At 53.4% G+C, this 18,505-nt stretch carries 13 protein-coding genes and 1 pseudogene; 5 read left to right on the top strand and 9 right to left on the bottom strand.

The window, feature by feature from the left end; genetic code table 11:
* Positions 1–3: 3 nt before the first annotated feature.
* Together ACVXHP_RS20140 and ACVXHP_RS20135 are read right to left on the bottom strand one after the other, a co-directional pair.
* Positions 4–2,100: a T6SS effector phospholipase Tle3 domain-containing protein gene (locus ACVXHP_RS20140; RefSeq protein WP_447572079.1), complete on the bottom strand. Its 2,097-nt coding sequence runs from the start codon at positions 2,098–2,100 to the stop codon at positions 4–6.
* The gene (locus tag ACVXHP_RS20135; protein WP_447572078.1) at positions 2,093–4,633 is read right to left on the bottom strand and encodes a type VI secretion system Vgr family protein; all 2,541 of its coding nucleotides are present in this window, start codon (positions 4,631–4,633) and stop codon (positions 2,093–2,095) included. Before ACVXHP_RS20135 ends, ACVXHP_RS20140 begins: the two co-directional genes overlap by 8 nt.
* 547 nt (positions 4,634–5,180) lie before the next feature.
* Between ACVXHP_RS20135 and ACVXHP_RS20130 the strand changes: the two genes are divergently transcribed.
* Genes ACVXHP_RS20130 through ACVXHP_RS20120 form a run of 3 tightly spaced genes read left to right on the top strand, consistent with a single transcriptional unit; the run spans position 5,181 to position 7,740 of the window.
* On the top strand, positions 5,181–5,864 hold the full coding sequence (locus ACVXHP_RS20130) for a D-lyxose/D-mannose isomerase (RefSeq protein WP_447572077.1): 684 nt from the start codon (positions 5,181–5,183) through the stop codon (positions 5,862–5,864).
* A gap of 14 nt (positions 5,865–5,878) precedes the next feature.
* The gene (locus ACVXHP_RS20125; protein ID WP_447572076.1) at positions 5,879–6,739 is read left to right on the top strand and encodes a ketose 1,6-bisphosphate aldolase; all 861 of its coding nucleotides are present in this window, start codon (positions 5,879–5,881) and stop codon (positions 6,737–6,739) included.
* Complete coding sequence (locus ACVXHP_RS20120) at positions 6,736–7,740, top strand: carbohydrate kinase family protein (RefSeq protein ID WP_447572090.1); 1,005 nt, start codon at positions 6,736–6,738, stop codon at positions 7,738–7,740. The genes ACVXHP_RS20125 and ACVXHP_RS20120 overlap by 4 nt, the downstream gene beginning before the upstream one ends.
* Here ACVXHP_RS20120 and ACVXHP_RS20115 read toward each other — a convergent pair.
* Entirely contained in the window at positions 7,714–8,487 is a 774-nt protein-coding gene (locus ACVXHP_RS20115; RefSeq protein WP_447572075.1) for a response regulator transcription factor, read from the bottom strand. The two genes, ACVXHP_RS20120 and ACVXHP_RS20115, sit on opposite strands and share 27 nt — an antisense overlap.
* 288 nt (positions 8,488–8,775) lie before the next feature.
* On the opposite strand from ACVXHP_RS20115, the gene fdhF reads away from it, so the two are divergent.
* Both fdhF and yjcO read left to right on the top strand, forming a co-directional pair.
* Entirely contained in the window at positions 8,776–10,923 is a 2,148-nt protein-coding gene (gene fdhF, locus ACVXHP_RS20110; protein ID WP_316129824.1) for a formate dehydrogenase subunit alpha, read from the top strand.
* A 90-nt stretch (positions 10,924–11,013) separates the two neighbouring features.
* Positions 11,014–11,703 carry a Sel1 family TPR-like repeat protein YjcO gene (yjcO, locus tag ACVXHP_RS20105; protein ID WP_316129823.1) on the top strand — a complete coding sequence of 230 codons (690 nt, stop codon included), beginning with the start codon at positions 11,014–11,016 and terminating at the stop codon, positions 11,701–11,703.
* 103 nt (positions 11,704–11,806) lie between these two features.
* Here yjcO and gltP read toward each other — a convergent pair whose 3' ends face one another.
* From gltP to nrfB, 6 genes and pseudogenes are all read right to left on the bottom strand, one after another.
* A complete protein-coding gene (gltP, locus tag ACVXHP_RS20100) occupies positions 11,807–13,117 on the bottom strand; it encodes a glutamate/aspartate:proton symporter GltP (RefSeq protein WP_447572074.1) in 1,311 nt (436 codons plus the stop codon).
* A 344-nt stretch (positions 13,118–13,461) separates the two neighbouring features.
* Positions 13,462–14,082, bottom strand: a complete 621-nt coding sequence (gene nrfG, locus ACVXHP_RS20095) for a heme lyase NrfEFG subunit NrfG (RefSeq protein ID WP_447572073.1) — start codon at positions 14,080–14,082, stop codon at positions 13,462–13,464.
* Positions 14,079–16,308: pseudogene (gene nrfF, locus ACVXHP_RS20090) on the bottom strand (heme lyase NrfEFG subunit NrfF). Before nrfF ends, nrfG begins: the two are co-directional and overlap by 4 nt.
* An 8-nt stretch (positions 16,309–16,316) precedes the next feature.
* Complete coding sequence (gene nrfD, locus ACVXHP_RS20085) at positions 16,317–17,273, bottom strand: cytochrome c nitrite reductase subunit NrfD (RefSeq protein WP_006688269.1); 957 nt, start codon at positions 17,271–17,273, stop codon at positions 16,317–16,319.
* Positions 17,270–17,941: a cytochrome c nitrite reductase Fe-S protein gene (nrfC, locus tag ACVXHP_RS20080; RefSeq protein WP_038636309.1), complete on the bottom strand. Its 672-nt coding sequence runs from the start codon at positions 17,939–17,941 to the stop codon at positions 17,270–17,272. The genes nrfD and nrfC overlap by 4 nt, the downstream gene beginning before the upstream one ends.
* A complete protein-coding gene (gene nrfB / locus ACVXHP_RS20075; protein WP_038636307.1) occupies positions 17,938–18,504 on the bottom strand; it encodes a cytochrome c nitrite reductase pentaheme subunit in 567 nt (188 codons plus the stop codon). Before nrfB ends, nrfC begins: the two co-directional genes overlap by 4 nt.
* Position 18,505: the final 1 nt, after the last annotated feature.

The following is an 18,505-nucleotide window of genomic DNA, read 5'->3' as shown; positions in this document are numbered from 1 at the left end:
TCCTTAAACGTTAAGCGGTTTGGGCATATCCCATTGCAGATTGGGTGTCTCGGTATTATATATTTCATTATGTCTGGCAGGTTGAACCGTTGTTGCATGACAATATTCATTAACCACACCAAATTGACCCTTGGGCAAAATATCATCCGGCCTGTTCATGAAATCTTTCGTGTGGTCTTTGTTCAACTTTCCAGTACTATAATAATCAACAGTTTCCTGAAAACCATTACGCTTCATACGCCAGTCTCCGCGCAGGAGCAACTCGGTCCAGAATTCTCCGCAGCGGTGATCAAATGCCCTGCATATTCCCACCGCCAGATCGAAGGCCATCGCTTTCGCAGGGGCATCTTTCGACATAACAATAGAGGAATGCTGGCTGTAACCAATCTGCTCTGATTGCAGCCATTCTTTTTTCAGCTCATCCGGCGTTTTTTCATAAATCAGCTGCACGAGCTTATTATATCCCCCGCCGAGGACAACGCCTTTGGTATAAGGCTTAGCATATTTTTTGGAGAATATCGCGAGTTCTGCGGGCGTTAATTCCTGGCCCGGCTGTAAATCATCAAAACCGGCCCCGCTCAGGTTTTTGGTATCAGTTTCAGTACGCGCAAGGACATTCGCCTTTGCAGAAAAGGAGATGTCCTGATCGGGTGAACCTGGCGCTATCGAATATTTATACTGACTTCCCGCGCCCTGTAACTGGTGCCTGAAGGTAACGGGGAGCTGCTCGCCGTTAACAACCACATCCGCAAACGTATATCGTCTGGTCGCTCCCGTATCCTGATTAAAGCTATTCTGTTCTAACGCCGGCATTTCAAAAGGCACGCTCAGCGGGCTACAGCCTATTTCAGGACCATTTTCGCAGAAAACCCGCTGGCGCAGATTGTCTATTCCGCTGGCAATGTCCTGGGGGACGCCACGCCAGCCAAAACCCTGCACGTTAAGTAACGAAACCACGCTGTCATTGGGGCAAAAATAATTATATACCTTGCCAAAATTATTACGCGTATAGAGTTTATTCTGACGCCACTGTGCATTGGTTTTACTCAGACATAGCGCGCCTTCTAATTCATCGATCTCGGTTTGCGTGTGATATTGCCCCTGGCCGTATCTGGCGTTGGTCGCCATCAACTGGCAGAAATTGCGGAACGTCTGCTGCCGGGCGCGATCCGTCTGGTGATGTCCGGGTGTGACACTTTCAGCAGCCGTTTTTTCCAGTGCGTAGGGGGAATGGTTGAGTATCACACAATCGGCGGGATCGCCACCTGTTGCTTTAACCAGCATATTGGCCAGCATGGTAATTATCGTTCCCTGGGAGTGCGCAATGATATTAATGGGATCGAATTTTGTTGCCGGTTCTCTTCGAATCATCAGGATTAAATCAGCCAGCCGCTGCGCGGCAAAAAACTGATAAATACGGTGCGGATTATCATAAATAGGGTGCGTAAAATCCCCGGCATTCATATACAGTGATGCAAATCCTGCCGCACCGTTCGCCAGGCCGCCGGAGCCAGGGCCTAACATATCCGGAATAGTGGTTGTCGCATTGGCAAAGGTCCCCCCGCCTTTGGCATACACATCATCGAGAACATTACCGAAATTATCATTCTGATATTTCAACGTGGTTTGAGGAATATGCCCCAGCTTTTCCAGCTTTGCGTGGTCATCTTCCTGATAGGCGTTGTAAGGCAGTTTTGCGGCGTCTCCTGATTTAGCCAGCTCATCGCGATAACGCCGCTGGTCTGCTGTATACGTCGCATGATCGACGGGTTTATACCCCCAATAAAATGGAATTACCGGGCTGCGTCCGGGCATTTTTACATTCTGCTGCTCGCCATCGCCCATATCCATTTTGTACTGCTGCCATTCATGCGGATACATATCCGTGCGGCCCATACGTTCATTCAGGCCAGCGATAATACCCTGCTCCTGATTCTGATAGGCCTCGCCCACATCGTTGACGCCGTGCACAAGGATCACAATGCAGGGCATGGAATACTTAACGGGCACGTCGCAGACAGCCATTTTTCCGCCCGTTGATTTAGGCACGCCCTGTACACCGGTCGCCACCACCCGCGAATTAAAGGGACTGTTACTCATTTGGCAAAATCTCCATTTTCATTTCGTCCATTTCAGTCATATCCAATAACGGCGTCATTCCTTCATCGTCTGTGACGCCCTCAATGGTTTCGCCTGAAGCCTTCGTCAGTCTGAATTTTGTATTTTTCAAAACATCGTCTGGGTTGCCAGAGCCATGTAATTTAATGCGGCGATGAAACTGCTCCTCCTGAAAGACAGGGGTTTTATCTTTCGCCGACTCCGGCCCGCTCCAGTCGAGCGTGGAACCTTTAAGTTCAACTTTGGCGGGGGAAAATATTTTTACTGAGCCATCTTCATTTATTCGAATACCGCCCCCTCCACACAGCAACTGAATATTCTTTTTGCCGCTGATGGTCACGTTGCCGTTCATACTCTGAATATGAAAATGCTTATCAGAAAGCAGGCCCATTTCGCCGCGCTGTGCCTGCACGGAAATATCATCTTTTGCGGCGATGATTTTGATTCCGATAGCTCTGCTGAAGAGTGACAGGCCCTGTCCAACGGCCATGGAGAGTTTCTTAAAAACGTTAAAACTGCCGTTGCTGGCAGCGTTTAGCGACAAATCTTTGTCTGCTGATAATGCCATCGTTTGCGGTGTCAGCAGGGCCATACCGTGATCGGCATAGGCCACCAGTCCCGAGCGGGTGAGCTGTTCAAGCGCGGCGTTAAGCTGCTGCTGCGGCCCCATTTCGACATTTAACGCCTGCGCCGTCAGCGCGCTCTGCTGAAGCGACGTGGCCAGCGTAAGCGCGTCCTGAAGCTGCTGAACAACCGCGCTCATATCAAGCTGCTTACCCTGGGCTTTTGGCTGCGCCTCAGTCGTGAGTAGTATCCCCTTTGCGGCCCTCAGAACCGCACGGTCATCAGTGCGCAGTTCCGCGCCTTCGCCGCGCGGTTTACCGCCCGCATCAACAAGATGGCCCATGTTCAACTGAGTTTTGGCATACTCGGTACTCAGCTTGACGTGTTCCTGCCCGCGCCGGTCCTCCATCCGCAGCTTATTCAGACCCGCAGTGCGGATAACGTTGCGGGTATTGTTGCGGCTGGTAACGGGGTCAGGCTTTGGAGCATGATGCAGAGCATGCGCAATAAAAGGTCTTTCTGGATCGCCACCTTCAAACGCAATGGCGACCTCTGTGCCCTGGATGAGTGGGAAGTGATGACCATAAGTATCACCGGCATAAACCCGCGCCAGACGAACGGGCATACTTTCATAACCTTGCCTGTGCTGATCGAGGTCAAAATCAAACTTCACCCAATAACGCCCCTGCACATCGATGTGAGCATATTTGTCATTGTCTATTGGTGATGAAACGATCGCGGAAACAGTACCGGCGATACGTGGCCGGGGTAATGGCTGCGGTCGAAAGCAAACGCGCTCACGGTAAGGAATACCGATCAGTTGGGATTGAAGGGCCGCATCACGCCTGCCCGTCACCCGCATTGCCGTTACCACAAATCCCGAGGTGAAGGCATGTGGAATGACGCCGTCGATTTTCAACACCATCCCTGGCACAATCACCGGACTGGTGGTCACACCGCTTAAAACAGACTGATTATTAAGAATAATTTCGTGATGCAGTTTGGCATAGAACCAGCTGGATTCGCCCGGTTGTTCCTCAGCAAATTTCGATCCCGGCTGGTGGTGAATATCCGCATAACGGTAATCCACTCCATACATCGTCGATGTTTGTTCAGACCCATCGACATCAGCATTAAGTATTAACGAGTTGGCAAGCCGGTAGTCAAAGTTCTTTGCTTTAACGCCTGCGGAAACAACGTTATGCCTTGATACCAGCTTATCGATCGAATAATCATTTGATGTCAGCCCGGCGTGGGATGAGTGCATGATCTTTTGATCAAAGATGTATTGGCATTGTGAATCACTGAAGATAAGCACCATAATGTGCGGAACAGCATGGTGATTTGCGATCCTGAACCAGATTCCAACTTCCGAGAGGATGCGGCTAATAAACGCTAAATCTGACTCCTCCCACTGCACGATCATTTCCCGGTTGGGATAGAGACAAACAAGCGTATCAAAGTCGATTTCATAATCGGCAAAAGCATGTTCTTTGAGGATCTGGGTTACCAGTTTCGGAACGTTTGTGTTTAGATAAATAGCCGATCGCTTACGTCGTGAGAGTAATGCAAGTTTATGCTCCAGCCTGATTTCGTACAGTGATTCATCCGCTGATGTGCTAATAAGCGAAAATGACGTAATGACGCCTTCAATTTGCCGTTCATATAGCCACATTTCAGAACCTTGAATATATTTATTCCATTTATGGTTAGGTGCTCTGATTTGTAGCGAACCTTCAATATTGAGAAGCGAGTCAGGGGAAATATTTTTAAGTTTTGATGTAAATGTGATTTTATAACTGCATGGTTTACTTAAACTTTCATGCCCTTCAATGGTTTCAACATCCAGCCCCCCTAACTGACTCTCGCCCCTCACAGAGAATAAATACTTATTTATACTCTCCTCTGAAACTATACCTTCCAGATTATAGAATCCTGAACCTTTTTTCATTATCGCATCCCTTACCAAAAGAAAGTAACACTTAAGAAATAAAGTTCAGCCAGCATATCAACAATAATAAAAAAGGGGTATTTTTTACTGTAAACAATTCTGGAAAGCGAGTTAATTATTATTCAAACATGTAATATAACCCTGACATATAAATAAACGGTTAACTGATGCGATTTTATATTCAATGGCATCGTTTTTTAACAAAACGGTTTATATAGTGTCTCATTATTTTTTTCATCACGCGGCAACAACCCCGCAGTCATACCCAAATGGTTCCAAAAACTGAGACGCAGCCAGAAGCCAAAGATATTAAGGCAATGATTTACAATAACATTTATAAAAACATGACTTCTATTTATTATTTTATTAAATAAATCACATCCTCCTATAAAAAAACGCAATAGAATATAACTATTCCCTGTTCTGCTGTGAGGGGAGAGGTTACTGGATTATGCCCATCTGTTCCCCAGGAAAGATTTTGGTTTTCTCCCTCTCCCTTGAGTGAGAGAGCCGCATAAAGGTCATCTTATCAGCCACAGGAGAATCAATGAAACGTTCCGCCATCAACGAAATCCTTGGCCACACGCGCCAGTTTTTTTCTCTGCACGACGTGCACCTCCCCCCTTTCGCCAGTTTCCCGCCGACCCAATGGCGCAAGCTCGATGCCTCTGCCTGGAGCGAAGTTTTCGACCTAAAGCTTGGTTGGGATGTTACCGCATTTGGCGGCAACAATTTCGCCGCGCAAGGGTTAACGCTGTTCACCCTGCGTAATGGCTCGCCGAAAGGTATGCCTTACGAGAAATGCTACGCCGAGAAAATCATGCATGTTCGCGATGCGCAGGTCACGCCGATGCATTTTCACTGGCGCAAACGCGAAGACATTATTAATCGCGGCGGCGGTAATTTAATTGTGGAATTGTGGAATGCGGGGCTTCGGGAGCAAACGGAGGACAGCGACGTGAGCGTGGTGATTGACGGCTGTCGACAAACCCATGCCGCGGGTAGCCAACTGCGCCTGACGCCGGGTGAGAGCATCTGCCTGCCGCCGGGCCTGTATCACAGCTTCTGGGCGGAAAAAGGTTTTGGCGACGTGCTGGTTGGCGAGGTCTCCTCTGTTAATGACGACGACCACGATAACCATTTTCTGCAACCTATCACCCGTTATAACGACATTGAAGAAGACGAACCGGCGCAGCTGGTGCTGTGTAACGAATATCGCCTGTTCCGCTAACCAAGGAGCGCATTATGCCGTTGATATCCCTCGCCGATGGCCTGACCCATGCCCGCGAGCACCGCTATGCCTTAGGGGCGTTTAACGTTCTGGACTCACATTTCCTGCGCGCCCTGTTTGCCGCGGCTAAACAGGAACATTCGCCGTTTATTATCAACATCGCCGAAGTACATTTTAAATATATCTCGCTGGATTCTTTGGTCGAAGCGGTCAAATTCGAAGCCGCCAGGCACGACATTCCGGTGGTGCTGAACCTTGACCACGGCCTGCACTTTGAGTCAGTGGTGCGGGCGCTACGCTTAGGTTTAAGTTCAGTGATGTTCGATGGCTCCACGCTGGAGTATGAAGAAAATATCCGCCAGACCCGCGAAGTGGTGAAGATGTGCCACGCCGTCGGCGTCTCGGTGGAAGCCGAGCTGGGCGCGGTGGGCGGCGATGAGGGCGGCGCGCTGTACGGTCATGCTGACGAATCGTTATTTACCGACCCGATGATGGCGCGTGATTTCGTCGACAGAACCGGGATTGACGCGCTGGCGGTCGCCATTGGCAATGCGCACGGCAAATATAAAGGCGAACCGGAGCTCGACTTCCCGCGTCTGGACGCTATTCGCCAGCAGGCGGCGATCCCACTGGTACTGCACGGCGGTTCCGGCATCAGCAATGACGATTTCAAGCGCGCAATTGAACTCGGCATTCACAAAATCAACTTCTACACCGGCATGTCGCAGGCGGCGCTGACAGCGGTAGAGTCACGGATGGCCAATCGCCAGCCGCTGTACGACGAGTTTGCCGAACTGCTGCTGGGTATTGAAGAGGCTATTACCGATACCGTTTCTGAACAAATGCGCATTTTTGGTAGCGCGGGGCAGGTCTGATGGAGCGCAAAGGCGTTATCGCCGCAGGCAACATGCTGGTCGATCATGTCCATCAAATTGTGCAATGGCCGGAACGCGGCTGGCTGGCGGAAATCACGCGTAGCGAACGCGCCACGGGCGGTGCGCCGCTGAACGTGCTGCTGACGCTGGCGAAAATGCACACCGGATTGCCGCTGCAGGCGGTGGGATTAATCGGTCAGGACAGCGACGGCGACTACATCATGGCGATGCTGGAGCAGTATCACGTTAATCGCCAGCACGTGCAGCGCACCACATTCGCCCCTACGTCGATGTCGCAGGTGATGACCGACCCCAGCGGGCAGCGCACTTTTTTTCACTCGCCCGGCGCCAATCGACTCCTGGATTTACCCGCCTTTGAGCAACTGGATACCTCGATGAAAATCTTCCATCTTGGCTATCTGCTGCTGCTCGACAGTCTGGACATGCCGGATGAGGAGTACGGGACGCGTAGCGCACGGCTGCTGGCGCAAATGTGCGACAACGGCTTTGAAACGTCGTTGGATCTGGTCTCGCGTAAGGGCGACCCGCGCTACCAACCACTGGTGATGCCGGCCCTGCGCCATCTCGACTATCTGGTGATTAACGAGCTGGAGGCCGGGGAGTTCAGCGGGCTGGAGATTCGCCAACCCAACGGCGAGCTGCATATTCCCCATATCGCCACCGCCGCGCGCGAACTGCTGGATGCAGGCGTACGCCAGCGGGTGGTGATTCACTGTCCGGAAGGCGCCTGGGGTGAAGAACCGGATCGAGCAGGCATCTGGATACCGTCACAGTTACTGGCGCAAGAAGAGATTGTCGGCAGTGTCGGCGCAGGAGATGCGTTTTGCGCCGGATTTTTGTATGGCTGTCATGAGCGCTGGTCGCTGACAGACAGCGTCAGGCTGGCGCACGCCTGCGCGCGCGCAAGCCTGCTGTGTGCCAACGCGATAGATGGTGCGAAAACGCTGGCAGAGTTAAAAGCGACTATGGCTGATGGCTGATGCGCTTATCAGACCCAAGGCGTCGTTATCGTGATGTTGCACATCGGCGGCAAACACATAGCCCAGCCCGCGCAGGGTTTTGATCAGCATTGGCTGATGCGGGTTGTTCTCTATTTTTCGCCGCAGCCGCATGATTAACACGTCAATGGTGCGGTCAAATACCTCAACGCTGTCGCTGCGCGTCAGTTCCAGCAATTGCTCACGACTAAGCACCCGACGAGCATTTTGCGCCAGCGCCAGCAGCAGGCTGTATTCGCCCTGCGTCAGTTCCACCTTCAATTGCTGAGGATTACGAAGCTGGCAGCCCGCGGTATCCAGATGCCAGCCATTAAAGGAAAGTCCCGTAGTCTGTGGACCGCCGTTTTCTGCCGTTAACACGCCCACGCGTCTGAGCACCGCCTTCACCCGTGCCACCAGCACCCGCGCATTGAACGGTTTCCCGATATAGTCGTCGGCACCCATTTCCAGCCCGACCACCACATCCGACTCGCTGCCTAAGCCCGTCAGCATGACTACCGGTAATCCGGGCCTCATCTTTTGCACCTGTTGCAGCACCATCAGACCGTTGACATCGGGCAACATCATGTCCAGCAATACCAGAGCGATATCCGGCTGAGTCTCAATGCAGCGCAGCGCCTGCTGTCCGCTATGACACGCGGTCACTGCAAAGACGTGCTCGCTCAGCACATCCTGTAACAGCGTGCAGACAGCCTCGTCATCATCCACAACCAGTATGGCTGGCTTCATTGTTTTCCCCCATTTCTGGCCAACTTAAATGAGTGTGATTGATTCTGCCCAGAGTGACAGCGATAAGGCACAAGGATGTGTGGGAAACATAACCTCGGTCACACTGCCGGACCGTCACGTATTGGAGATTCGTCACGTCAAATATGACGACAGCCTGTTTTTCGTCAGAGTTTTGACCAAAAATCGCCCGTAATATCGACTAATGCCCCTAAAAAAAACATGGCATAAAAGATGCATAAGCAAAGTGACAAGCGCGTATGCGCGATTTGATTAACTGGAGCGAGACCGATGAAAAAAGTCGTCACGGTTTGCCCATATTGCGCATCAGGTTGCAAAATCAACCTGGTGGTCGATAACGGCAAAATCGTCCGGGCTGAGGCGGCGCAGGGGAAAACCAACCAGGGTACCCTGTGTCTGAAGGGCTACTATGGCTGGGATTTTATTAATGATACCCAGATCCTGACCCCTCGTCTGAAAACCCCAATGATCCGTCGCCAGCGTGGCGGCAAACTGGAATCTGTTTCCTGGGATGAAGCGCTGAATTACGTCGCCGATCGCCTGAGCGCCATCAAAGCGAAATACGGCCCGGACGCTATTCAGACGACCGGTTCATCTCGCGGCACAGGTAACGAAACCAACTATGTAATGCAAAAATTCGCGCGCGCCGTTATTGGTACCAATAACGTTGACTGCTGCGCTCGCGTCTGACACGGCCCTTCGGTTGCAGGTCTGCACCAATCGGTCGGTAACGGCGCAATGAGTAATGCTATCAATGAAATTGATAACACGGATTTAGTGTTCATCTTCGGGTATAACCCGGCGGATTCCCACCCGATCGTGGCGAATCACGTGATTAACGCTAAACGTAACGGGGCGAAAATTATCGTCTGCGATCCGCGCAAAATTGAAACCGCGCGTATTGCCGACATGCACATCGCGTTGAAAAACGGCTCGAACATCGCGCTGCTCAACGCCATGGGGCACGTCATCATCGAAGAAAAACTGTACGACCAGGCGTTCGTCGCCTCCCGTACGGAAGGATTCGAAGAGTACAGCAAGATTGTCGAAGGCTATACGCCGGAGTCCGTTGAAGATATCACCGGCGTTAGCGCGCACGATATCCGTCAGGCTGCACGTATGTACGCCACGGCGAAAAGCGCGGCAATTCTGTGGGGCATGGGTGTGACCCAGTTCTATCAGGGTGTGGAAACCGTGCGCTCACTGACCAGCCTCGCGATGCTGACCGGTAACCTCGGTAAGCCAAGCGTGGGCGTTAACCCAGTTCGTGGCCAGAACAACGTTCAGGGCGCATGCGACATGGGCGCGCTGCCGGATACCTATCCGGGCTATCAGTACGTTAAATTCCCGGAAAACCGCGAGAAGTTCGCTAAAGCCTGGGGCGTGGAAAGCCTGCCTGCACATACCGGCTATCGCATCAGCGAACTGCCGCACCGTGCGGCGCATGGCGAAGTGCGCGCGGCGTACATTATGGGTGAAGATCCATTACAGACCGATGCTGAGCTCTCCGCAGTGCGCAAAGGCTTTGAGGATCTGGAACTGGTCATCGTGCAGGATATCTTCATGACCAAAACCGCCGCGGCCGCAGACGTTATTTTACCGTCTACGTCATGGGGCGAGCATGAAGGCGTCTTCTCTGCGGCTGACCGTGGCTTCCAGCGCTTCTTTAAAGCCGTTGAGCCGAAGTGGGATCTGAAAACGGACTGGCAGATTATCAGTGAAATCGCCACCCGTATGGGCTACCCGATGCACTACAACAACACCCAGGAAATCTGGGATGAGTTGCGTCATCTGTGCCCGGATTTCTACGGCGCCACTTACGAGAAAATGGGCGAACTGGGTTATATCCAGTGGCCTTGCCGCGACACCTCAGATGCCGACCAGGGTACGTCTTACCTCTTCAAAGAGAAGTTTGACACCCCGAACGGCCTGGCGCAGTTCTTCACCTGCGACTGGGTAGCGCCAATCGACAAACTCACCCCAGAGTACCCGATGGTACTGTCGACGGTGCGTGAAGTCGGCCACTACTCTTGCCGTTCGATGACCGGTAACTGTGCGGCGCTGGCCGCGCTGGCGGATGAACCGGGCTATGCCCAGATCAACACCGCCGACGCGGAACGCCTGGGAATTCAGGATGAAGAGCTGGTGTGGGTTAACTCGCGTAAAGGCCGGGTCATTACCCGCGCCGCAGTCAGCGATCGCCCAAACAAAGGCGCGATTTACATGACCTACCAGTGGTGGATTGGGGCATGTAATGAACTGGTAACCGAGAACTTAAGCCCGATTACCAAAACGCCGGAGTACAAATACTGTGCCGTTAACGTTGAACGCATTGCCGATCAGCGCGCTGCCGAACAGTATGTTATTGATGAGTACACCAAGCTGAAAGCCAGCCTGCGCGAAAGCGCGATGGGTTAAGCCTGAGCCTACGGCCTCCATTCGGAGGCCGTTTTTTTATGCCCACGATCTCTTTATACTGTCTACTCCGTACCCTAAATAAAACTCAAAATGAAACAACTTCTTGCATTGATGTTCCTCGTGACATTCTTTGCCCATGCCAGTGATACTGAGCCAGGAAGCCAGTATCTACAGGCAGCAGAGGCAGGTGACCGACGCGCGCAGTATTTCCTTGCCGATACCTGGTTCAGTTCAGGCGATTTAAGCAAAGCCGAATACTGGGCGCAAAAAGCCGCCGACAACGGTGATGCGGATGCATATGCTTTGTTAGCGCAGATTAAGATAACCAACCCGGTCAGTCTGGATTATCCCCAGGCCAAAACGCTGGCGGAAAAAGCGACGCAGGCGGGCAGTAAGGCGGGGGAAATTACGCTGGCGCGTATTCTGGTGAACACCCAGGCAGGCCACACCGATTACCCCAAAGCCATTACCTTGCTGCAAAACGCCTCCGAGGATCTGGAAAATGACTCCGCCGTCGACGCGCAAATGCTGCTCGGGCTGATTTACGCCAACGGCGTAGGCATTCCTGCTGACGATGAGAAAGCGACGTGGTATTTCAAACGTAGCTCAGCCATTTCCCGCACCGGTTATTCCGAATATTGGGCCGGGATGATGTTCTTAAACGGCGAGCAGGGTTTTATTGAGAAGAATAAACAGAAAGCGCTGCACTGGTTGAATCTGAGCTGTATGGAGGGATTCGATACCGGCTGCGAAGAGTTTGATAAGTTAACCAACGGGTAATAGTTTGCATTGCCGGATGAACGTAGTCGTTGTACGCCTGATAGCGTAGCGCCATCAGGCAACCCGGAGCAGGTTGCCGGATGGCGGCGTTGCCTTATCCGGCCTACTGGGCGGTCTTCTCAAATTTGCCCAGCACGTCGCGCTCATAAGCCAGCGCCTTCTTGCGGTCAAATTTGTGTTCCCACTTGGCAATAACCAGCACGGCCAGCGCATTACCCACCACGTTTAGCGCAGTACGCGCCATGTCGAGGATACGGTCAACACCAGCGATAAACGCCAGACCTTCCAGCGGGATCCCGACGCTGCCGAGCGTTGCCAGCAGCACCACAAACGATACGCCCGGCACGCCCGCAATCCCTTTCGAGGTCACCATCAGCGTCAGCACCAGCACGATTTCCTGCCACAGCGACAGGTCGATACCATACAGCTGCGCGATAAAGATAGCGGCGATACTCTGGTACAGCGTTGAGCCATCAAGGTTGAATGAGTAGCCGGTCGGCACCACAAAGCTGGTGATTGACGCCGGTGCGCCGTAGGCTTCCATCTTCTCGATAATACGCGGCAGCACGCTCTCGGAACTGGCGGTCGAGTAGGCCAGAATCAGCTCGTCTTTCAGAATGCGGATCAGGATCCAGATGCTCAACCCGCAGATACGCGCCACGATACCCAACACCACCAGCGCGAAGAACAGGATGGCGAAATGCACCAACAGTACCAGCTTCGCCAGCGGCCACAGGGAGGCAAAACCGAAGTTCGCAACGGTAACAGCAATCAGCGCGAAAACACCGACCGGCGCGTAACGCATCACCATGTGCGTCACTTTAAACATGGTTTCGGAGATAGAGCGGAATACCGTTACCAGCGGCTCACGGTGCGTTGCTGGCAGAGAAGACAGACCTAAACCGAACAGCACCGAGAAGAAGATAATCGGCAGCATGTCGCCTTTTGCCATCGACGCGACGATGTTGGTCGGCACCAGTGACAAAATCGTGCCCATCAGGCCATGCGCGTGGCTCTGTACTTCCGCGGTGGTGCTCTGATATTTCGAAATATCGACGGTTGCCAGTTGCGACATATCTACCCCGGTACCGGGCTGGAATACATTCGCCAGCGTGATACCAAGAATAATCGCCACAGTAGTGATCACTTCGAAATAGATAATTGTTTTGGCGCCAATACGGCCCAGCTGTTTGGCATCGCCTACCCCGGCGATCCCGACAATCAACGTAGAGATGACAATCGGTACGACGATCATTTTGATCAGGTGGATAAAGATATCGCCCGCCGGAGACAGCAGGTTTACAATCAGCCATTCACGGCTGTCACTATGGTAATGCAGGTAACTCCCTAGCAAAATGCCCAGCACCATAGCGATTAGAATCTGCCATGCCAGGCTGACTTTCAAATTTTTCATAACAACGGACTTCCTCGATGGAGCGCTATTCCACATGCAGTGTGTGGGAATAGTACATACTGAAAGGGTATGAATTGTGTTGCGTTCGTTTATGGAGTTTTTTAACGCTTATTATCATTATCATCTGCATGGCATTCAGCGCAACCCTCTGAGAACAGGGCCTTTCGCTGATTATTTGCATAAAAATGCGATTTTATCGGGGTAATGATGAATAACTTTTTGTTATAAAAGAATTTTAATATGTTCAAAAATGAAGAAGTCAGGGCGTGAGTTTTTTTTGCTCGTTTGTTCGTTTGCCTGTTTTTTAAACAGGCGAAATGATACAAATCACAAATAAAACAAATTTATTTTTGCCGATTCTGCAACAACTTCGCCATATTAATAGAGTCAATGAGCTGTGCCCGATTCACCCTCGGCGAGTTTAAATCCATAACCTTTTGCCACACTGAGATGGCCTGAGCGTAATCTGCCTGCATAAACGCATCTGAAGCTAACAGCATCAGCGCAGTGACCTCTGCCGGGTCCAGCGCCAGAGCCTTATCAATCATCTCGCGGGTGGGCGGCGTCATATGTTGTCCGGCCTGGTAATACAACACCGTCGCCAGCGCGGAATAGATTTCGGCGTTTTCCCCGCGTATACGCAGCGCCTGCTCATAGGCCAGCAGCGCATTATGATACGCGTTTTGCCACAGATAATACTCACCCAATTGCGCCCATTTCACTGCGTCCTGCGGATTAGTGCGAATTTGCGATTGCAGAGAAATCAGCTGTTTTTCCTGAATATTTTCGTCAGAAAAAGCGTGCAAGGGGTCTGCCAGACGCGCCTGCTCCTGGCGTACCGCCTGCCATTTTGGCGTTAACAGGTAACCGCCGATGCAGGCCACAACCATCAGCCCCACCGCAGCGGCCAGCCGCTTCACGGGCATGGGACGTAACGGCGCGGTGGAATGCTCGGACTGGCTCATTGTTCATCCTCCTGCGCACGCTGACGCTTTCTCACCCGCCAGACCACCACGCCCACCAGCAATAACAACAAGCACGGCAACGCCCACAACAGCAGCGTTTGCTCATTCAACGGCGGGTTGTAGCGCACGAAATCACCATAACGGTCGGTCATCCACGCCGTGATTTCCGCTTCGCTTTTACCTTCGGCAACCATGCTGTAAACCTGATGGCGCATACTGACCGCCACGGGCGCATTGGACTCCAGTAAGTTCTGGTTCTGACACTGCGGACAGCGCAGCTGACTGGCAATAGACAGCGCTTTTTCCTGCTGCTGCGGATTGTCAAAGCGCCAGGTGTCCACCACCTGGGCATGCGTAGTGAAAGTAATGAAAAACAGGAGGATCGTTAAGAGTAGAAACGTTCTGCCGGATGGCGCTGCGCTTATCCAGCCTACGGTTTGCGCCCCCTGTAGGCCGGATAAGGCGTTTACGCCGCCATCCGGCGACGTTGTGATTAATTTACGCATCATGCTTCCTTCCTCGCCATCCGCTCAGCAGTGCGCCAAACACCATCAACAATCCCCCACCCCAGATCCAGCGCACGCCGGTCTGCACGTATAAACGCATGGCGTAGCGGTCCGGCCCGGTTTTTTCGCCCATCACCGCGTACCAGTCATGCATCAGATTCCAGCGGATACCCGGCTCCATCATCTGTTGACGACGCGCGGCATAGAAGCGCCTTTCGGGCTGCAGGCTGCCAATGCGTTTTTCATTCTGCCACAACGTGATCAGCGCTTTTTCACTGGTGTAATTGCCTTTGGCTTCCAGGTCGAGACGCTCAAAACGGAAAATGTAGCCCGCCAGATCCACCTGCTGTCCGGGGCTCAGATTCAGGCTTATTTCCTGACGACTACCGCTGGAAAAGACGATCCCAGCCGCAAACACCAATACCCCGGCATGCGCCAGCAGTGCCGGAAGCTGGCAACGCACAGAGACTTTGCGGCTTCTGATTGTCGCCAGTACGATAACCAACAGCATCAGCAGGCCAAAGGGCAGCGTGGCACGGTTAAAGTACGGCGCGCCAACGGAGAGCCGTCCCCAGCCGAACAGCCCGTAAATCATCGGATAGAGCGTGCCAATCAGCACGATGAGTAGCACCGCGCAAAAAAGTAATAGCGCGACCAGAATCAGCATCTCGCGCGACCAGCCGCCAAAACGCGTATTCTGGCGAATTTGCTGGCCTCGCCAGGCGTACAACCCGAGCGACGCCAGGCTCAATACGCTAAACAGCGCAAACAGCGGCGCGGCGCGCACGTTATCCAGCGCAAAAGCGTGTACCGAAACAAGAATGCCGGAACGCACAATCAACGTTCCCAGCAGCGATAAAATCATCGTGACGATCGCCAGCAGCAGCGACCAGTGGCGGAAGATCCCACGCTGACGCGTGACATACAGGCTATGCAGCAACGCACTGGCGGAGAGCCAGGGTAATAAGGAGGCATTTTCTACCGGGTCCCAGAACCACCAGCCGCCCCAGCCCAGCTCGCAGTACGCCCACCAGGAACCGAGGATTATCCCCAGCGTCAGCGCGCACCAACCGGGCAGCGCCCAGCGCCAGCACACCCAGGCGCTTTGCGCGTTAAAGTCACCACGCAGTAGCGAGGCCAGCGCCACGCCCGCTGCCACCATCAAACCACCGTAACCCAGGTACAGCAGCGGCGGGTGGAGGATTAACCCAAGATGTTGCAGCATCGGGTTAAGGTCCCGTCCTTCTATAGCAGGCGGAAAAATACGTACGAAGGGATCGGACCAGACCACCACAAACAGCAGCAACAGGGCCGTCACCATTGACAGGACGCTGAGCGTCAGCGGAAACAGTGCGTCAGAATCACGTCGATAGCGAAGAGCGAACAGCGCGCTCCAGCCGGAAAGAAACAGCACCCACAACAGCAGCGATCCTTCATGACCGCCCCACACCGCCGCCAGTTTTAATCCCCACGGCAGCAGACTGTAGCTGTGCTGAGCAACATAGACCACCGAAAAATCACTGGTCAGAAAGCAGAATACCAGAATGGCAAAAGCCAATAGCAGCAGCGCAAACTGCGTCCAGACGCCCACGCTTGCCAGGCGCATCACGCCCTGCCAGCGCTGACGGACACCCATCAACACGGCAAGCGGGGTCAACACGTTGACCCCGAGGCTTAATAACAGTGCCAGAAAACCGGCTTCAGGAAGGAGAACGTCCAGATATCACCTTACGCAACGGTTAGCTGACCCGCATAGAGAATGAAAAAGCGCAGCAGCAGTACGCCTGTCAGGCTGGCGCCGCATACTGCCAGCACGCCATGAAACGTCGAACTGCGGTTGGCCCAGGGTTTTAACAGCATCGGCAGTATCAGCCCAAGCCCCGCCACGCCAAGCCAGAACCACCAGGTCCAGAATCCGCCGCCCAGCGCCGCCGCCAGCGCGCGCATCTTGCCGTCATCGCCCAGCGCCAGACCGACGAAGAACGCCGCCAGCAGGAAGATCTCCAGCCATACCACCGGGACCTCCATGCGATGCACAAAGTGCGCTTCAGTGCTGTGCGGGTTGCTACGATGGCGTAACGCCATGGCGATCAGCGCCACCGCCGCGCCGGAGGAAATCCCGGAGAACAGGAACAGCACCGGCAGGATCGGGTTATTCAGGAACGGGTAGGACTTCAGCGCCGAGAGCAGAAACCCGGTGTACGCCCCGAGCAGGACCGCCAGCACCAGCATCAACGTCTCCAGCGCGCGATGAAACGGCGTTATCAGCGTCAACGCTTTCTGCACGATCCCTAACCGCGGCAGCCAACGCTGCTGCAGGGCAATCACCTCTTTTTCAAATATTTTTGCCAACCACAGCACCAGGACCACCATGTACAACTGGAACAGCATGACCCCCATCGACATCACCGAGGTGAAGCTGTAGTGGAACATCAGTTTCCAGAAGGTCCATGGCCGCGTCAGGTGGAATACCAGAATCAGCAGACCGAAGATAATCGCCCCTGGCCCTAACACCAGCGTGGTGCGCAGCAGCGTGCTGTCCGAACCGCCCGCCTCAGGATGGAAGCGACGCAGCAGAATCGCCAGCGTAACCAGTCCGGCGGAGATGCCAATCAGGAACAGATAGATGGCGATGGGCCAGTCCCACACCAGTGATTCAAAATGAAATGCAGAAGCGGGTGTCATTGGCTCACCTCCCCATATTTAAAGGGAACGCGGTAGACCTTCGGTTTTGTGCCCAGCGCCAGCTTGTAACGGTAGGTGGTTTTCTGCTGCAACAAACGGGAGATATCGCTGTTGGGATCGTCCAGATTACCAAACGTCAGCGCCTTCGTCGGGCATGACTCAACGCAGGCGGGCTGTTTGCCCGCTTTCAGGTTGGTTTTCCGGCAGAAATCGCATTTATCCGCCGTTTTGCTCACCGGATGGATAAAGCGCACGCGATAAGGACACGCGGCGATGCAGTACTGACAGCCAACGCAAAGATCAGGGTTCACATCCACAATGCCGTTGGCGGCATCGCGATACGATGCCCCCGTCGGGCAGACGTCAACGCAGGGGGCATGGTCGCAATGCTGGCACGAGTGGCGGAAAAAGCGATATTTCACATCAGGAAACGTCCCCTGCGGCTCGCTGCGAATAATCGTCAGACGCGATACGCCTTCCGGTACGTTGTTGACTTCCCGACAAGCATCCATGCAGGCTGTGCAGCCGATGCATAATGACTCATCGTGTACCATACCGTAACGCACGCCGTTGATGTTCAGCGTCTTCGCCACAACGCGTCCCGCCGTCCCGCTCACTGCCACCAGCGCGCCGACGCCGGTGATAAACTGGCGACGAGAGCAACTCATGGATGCTCCTTAAGCAACGGAACCGACGCCGGGTTAAAGTTCGGATTGTTACGCTGATCGCTGTGGCAATCGACGCAAATCTTGATCCGTCCTTTATCGCTTAGCGTCTGCATCGTGTCTTGCTTCGGATGCAGTGAGTGACAGCTGGCGCACGCCACTTTTGTGACGTGGACATCGTGCGGCCAGAACGCTTTTTGCAACTGCTCAGGCAGGTGACAGGACATACAGACGCTGTTCTGCTGCTCCACGTTGTACATCGGCTCATTAAAGCGCATCACATCCTTCACCCCTTCGCGGTGGTTCGGTGACGGCTGGCCGTGACAGTTGGTGCAGGTGACCGGCAGTTTGTTGTTCGGGTTAATGACTTGCGCATGTTTACCATGCATGCCTTCAGTATCCGGCTTGTGACAATCCAGACAGGCAGCATCCGGATTACGCTGTTGGGTAACCGTCCAGCGTTGATCCGACTCCTGCGGCGTTGGCGTGGCAGTGATTCCACTCAGGCTCCAGAACAGGCCTGACGCCAGCACCCCAGCAGTTAATAACGAACGTAATACGCTCATA

The sequence above is a fragment of the Citrobacter freundii complex sp. 2025EL-00176 genome, assembly GCF_053309355.1.
The sequence above is the reverse complement of the archived record's forward strand: the minus strand, read 5'-3'. Positions and strand labels throughout refer to the sequence as shown.

Coding starts and splice junctions, on each gene's coding strand:
- nrfB (WP_038636307.1), bottom strand. CDS start 18,504: ATGAGCGTATTACGTTCGTTATTAACTGCTGGGGTGCTGGCGTCAGGC.
- nrfG (WP_447572073.1), bottom strand. CDS start 14,082: ATGAGCCAGTCCGAGCATTCCACCGCGCCGTTACGTCCCATGCCCGTG.
- gltP (WP_447572074.1), bottom strand. CDS start 13,117: ATGAAAAATTTGAAAGTCAGCCTGGCATGGCAGATTCTAATCGCTATG.
- ACVXHP_RS20130 (WP_447572077.1), top strand. CDS start 5,181: ATGAAACGTTCCGCCATCAACGAAATCCTTGGCCACACGCGCCAGTTT.
- ACVXHP_RS20115 (WP_447572075.1), bottom strand. CDS start 8,487: ATGAAGCCAGCCATACTGGTTGTGGATGATGACGAGGCTGTCTGCACG.
- ACVXHP_RS20140 (WP_447572079.1), bottom strand. CDS start 2,100: ATGAGTAACAGTCCCTTTAATTCGCGGGTGGTGGCGACCGGTGTACAG.
- yjcO (WP_316129823.1), top strand. CDS start 11,014: ATGAAACAACTTCTTGCATTGATGTTCCTCGTGACATTCTTTGCCCAT.
- nrfC (WP_038636309.1), bottom strand. CDS start 17,941: ATGAGTTGCTCTCGTCGCCAGTTTATCACCGGCGTCGGCGCGCTGGTG.
- ACVXHP_RS20125 (WP_447572076.1), top strand. CDS start 5,879: ATGCCGTTGATATCCCTCGCCGATGGCCTGACCCATGCCCGCGAGCAC.
- nrfD (WP_006688269.1), bottom strand. CDS start 17,273: ATGACACCCGCTTCTGCATTTCATTTTGAATCACTGGTGTGGGACTGG.
- ACVXHP_RS20135 (WP_447572078.1), bottom strand. CDS start 4,633: ATGAAAAAAGGTTCAGGATTCTATAATCTGGAAGGTATAGTTTCAGAG.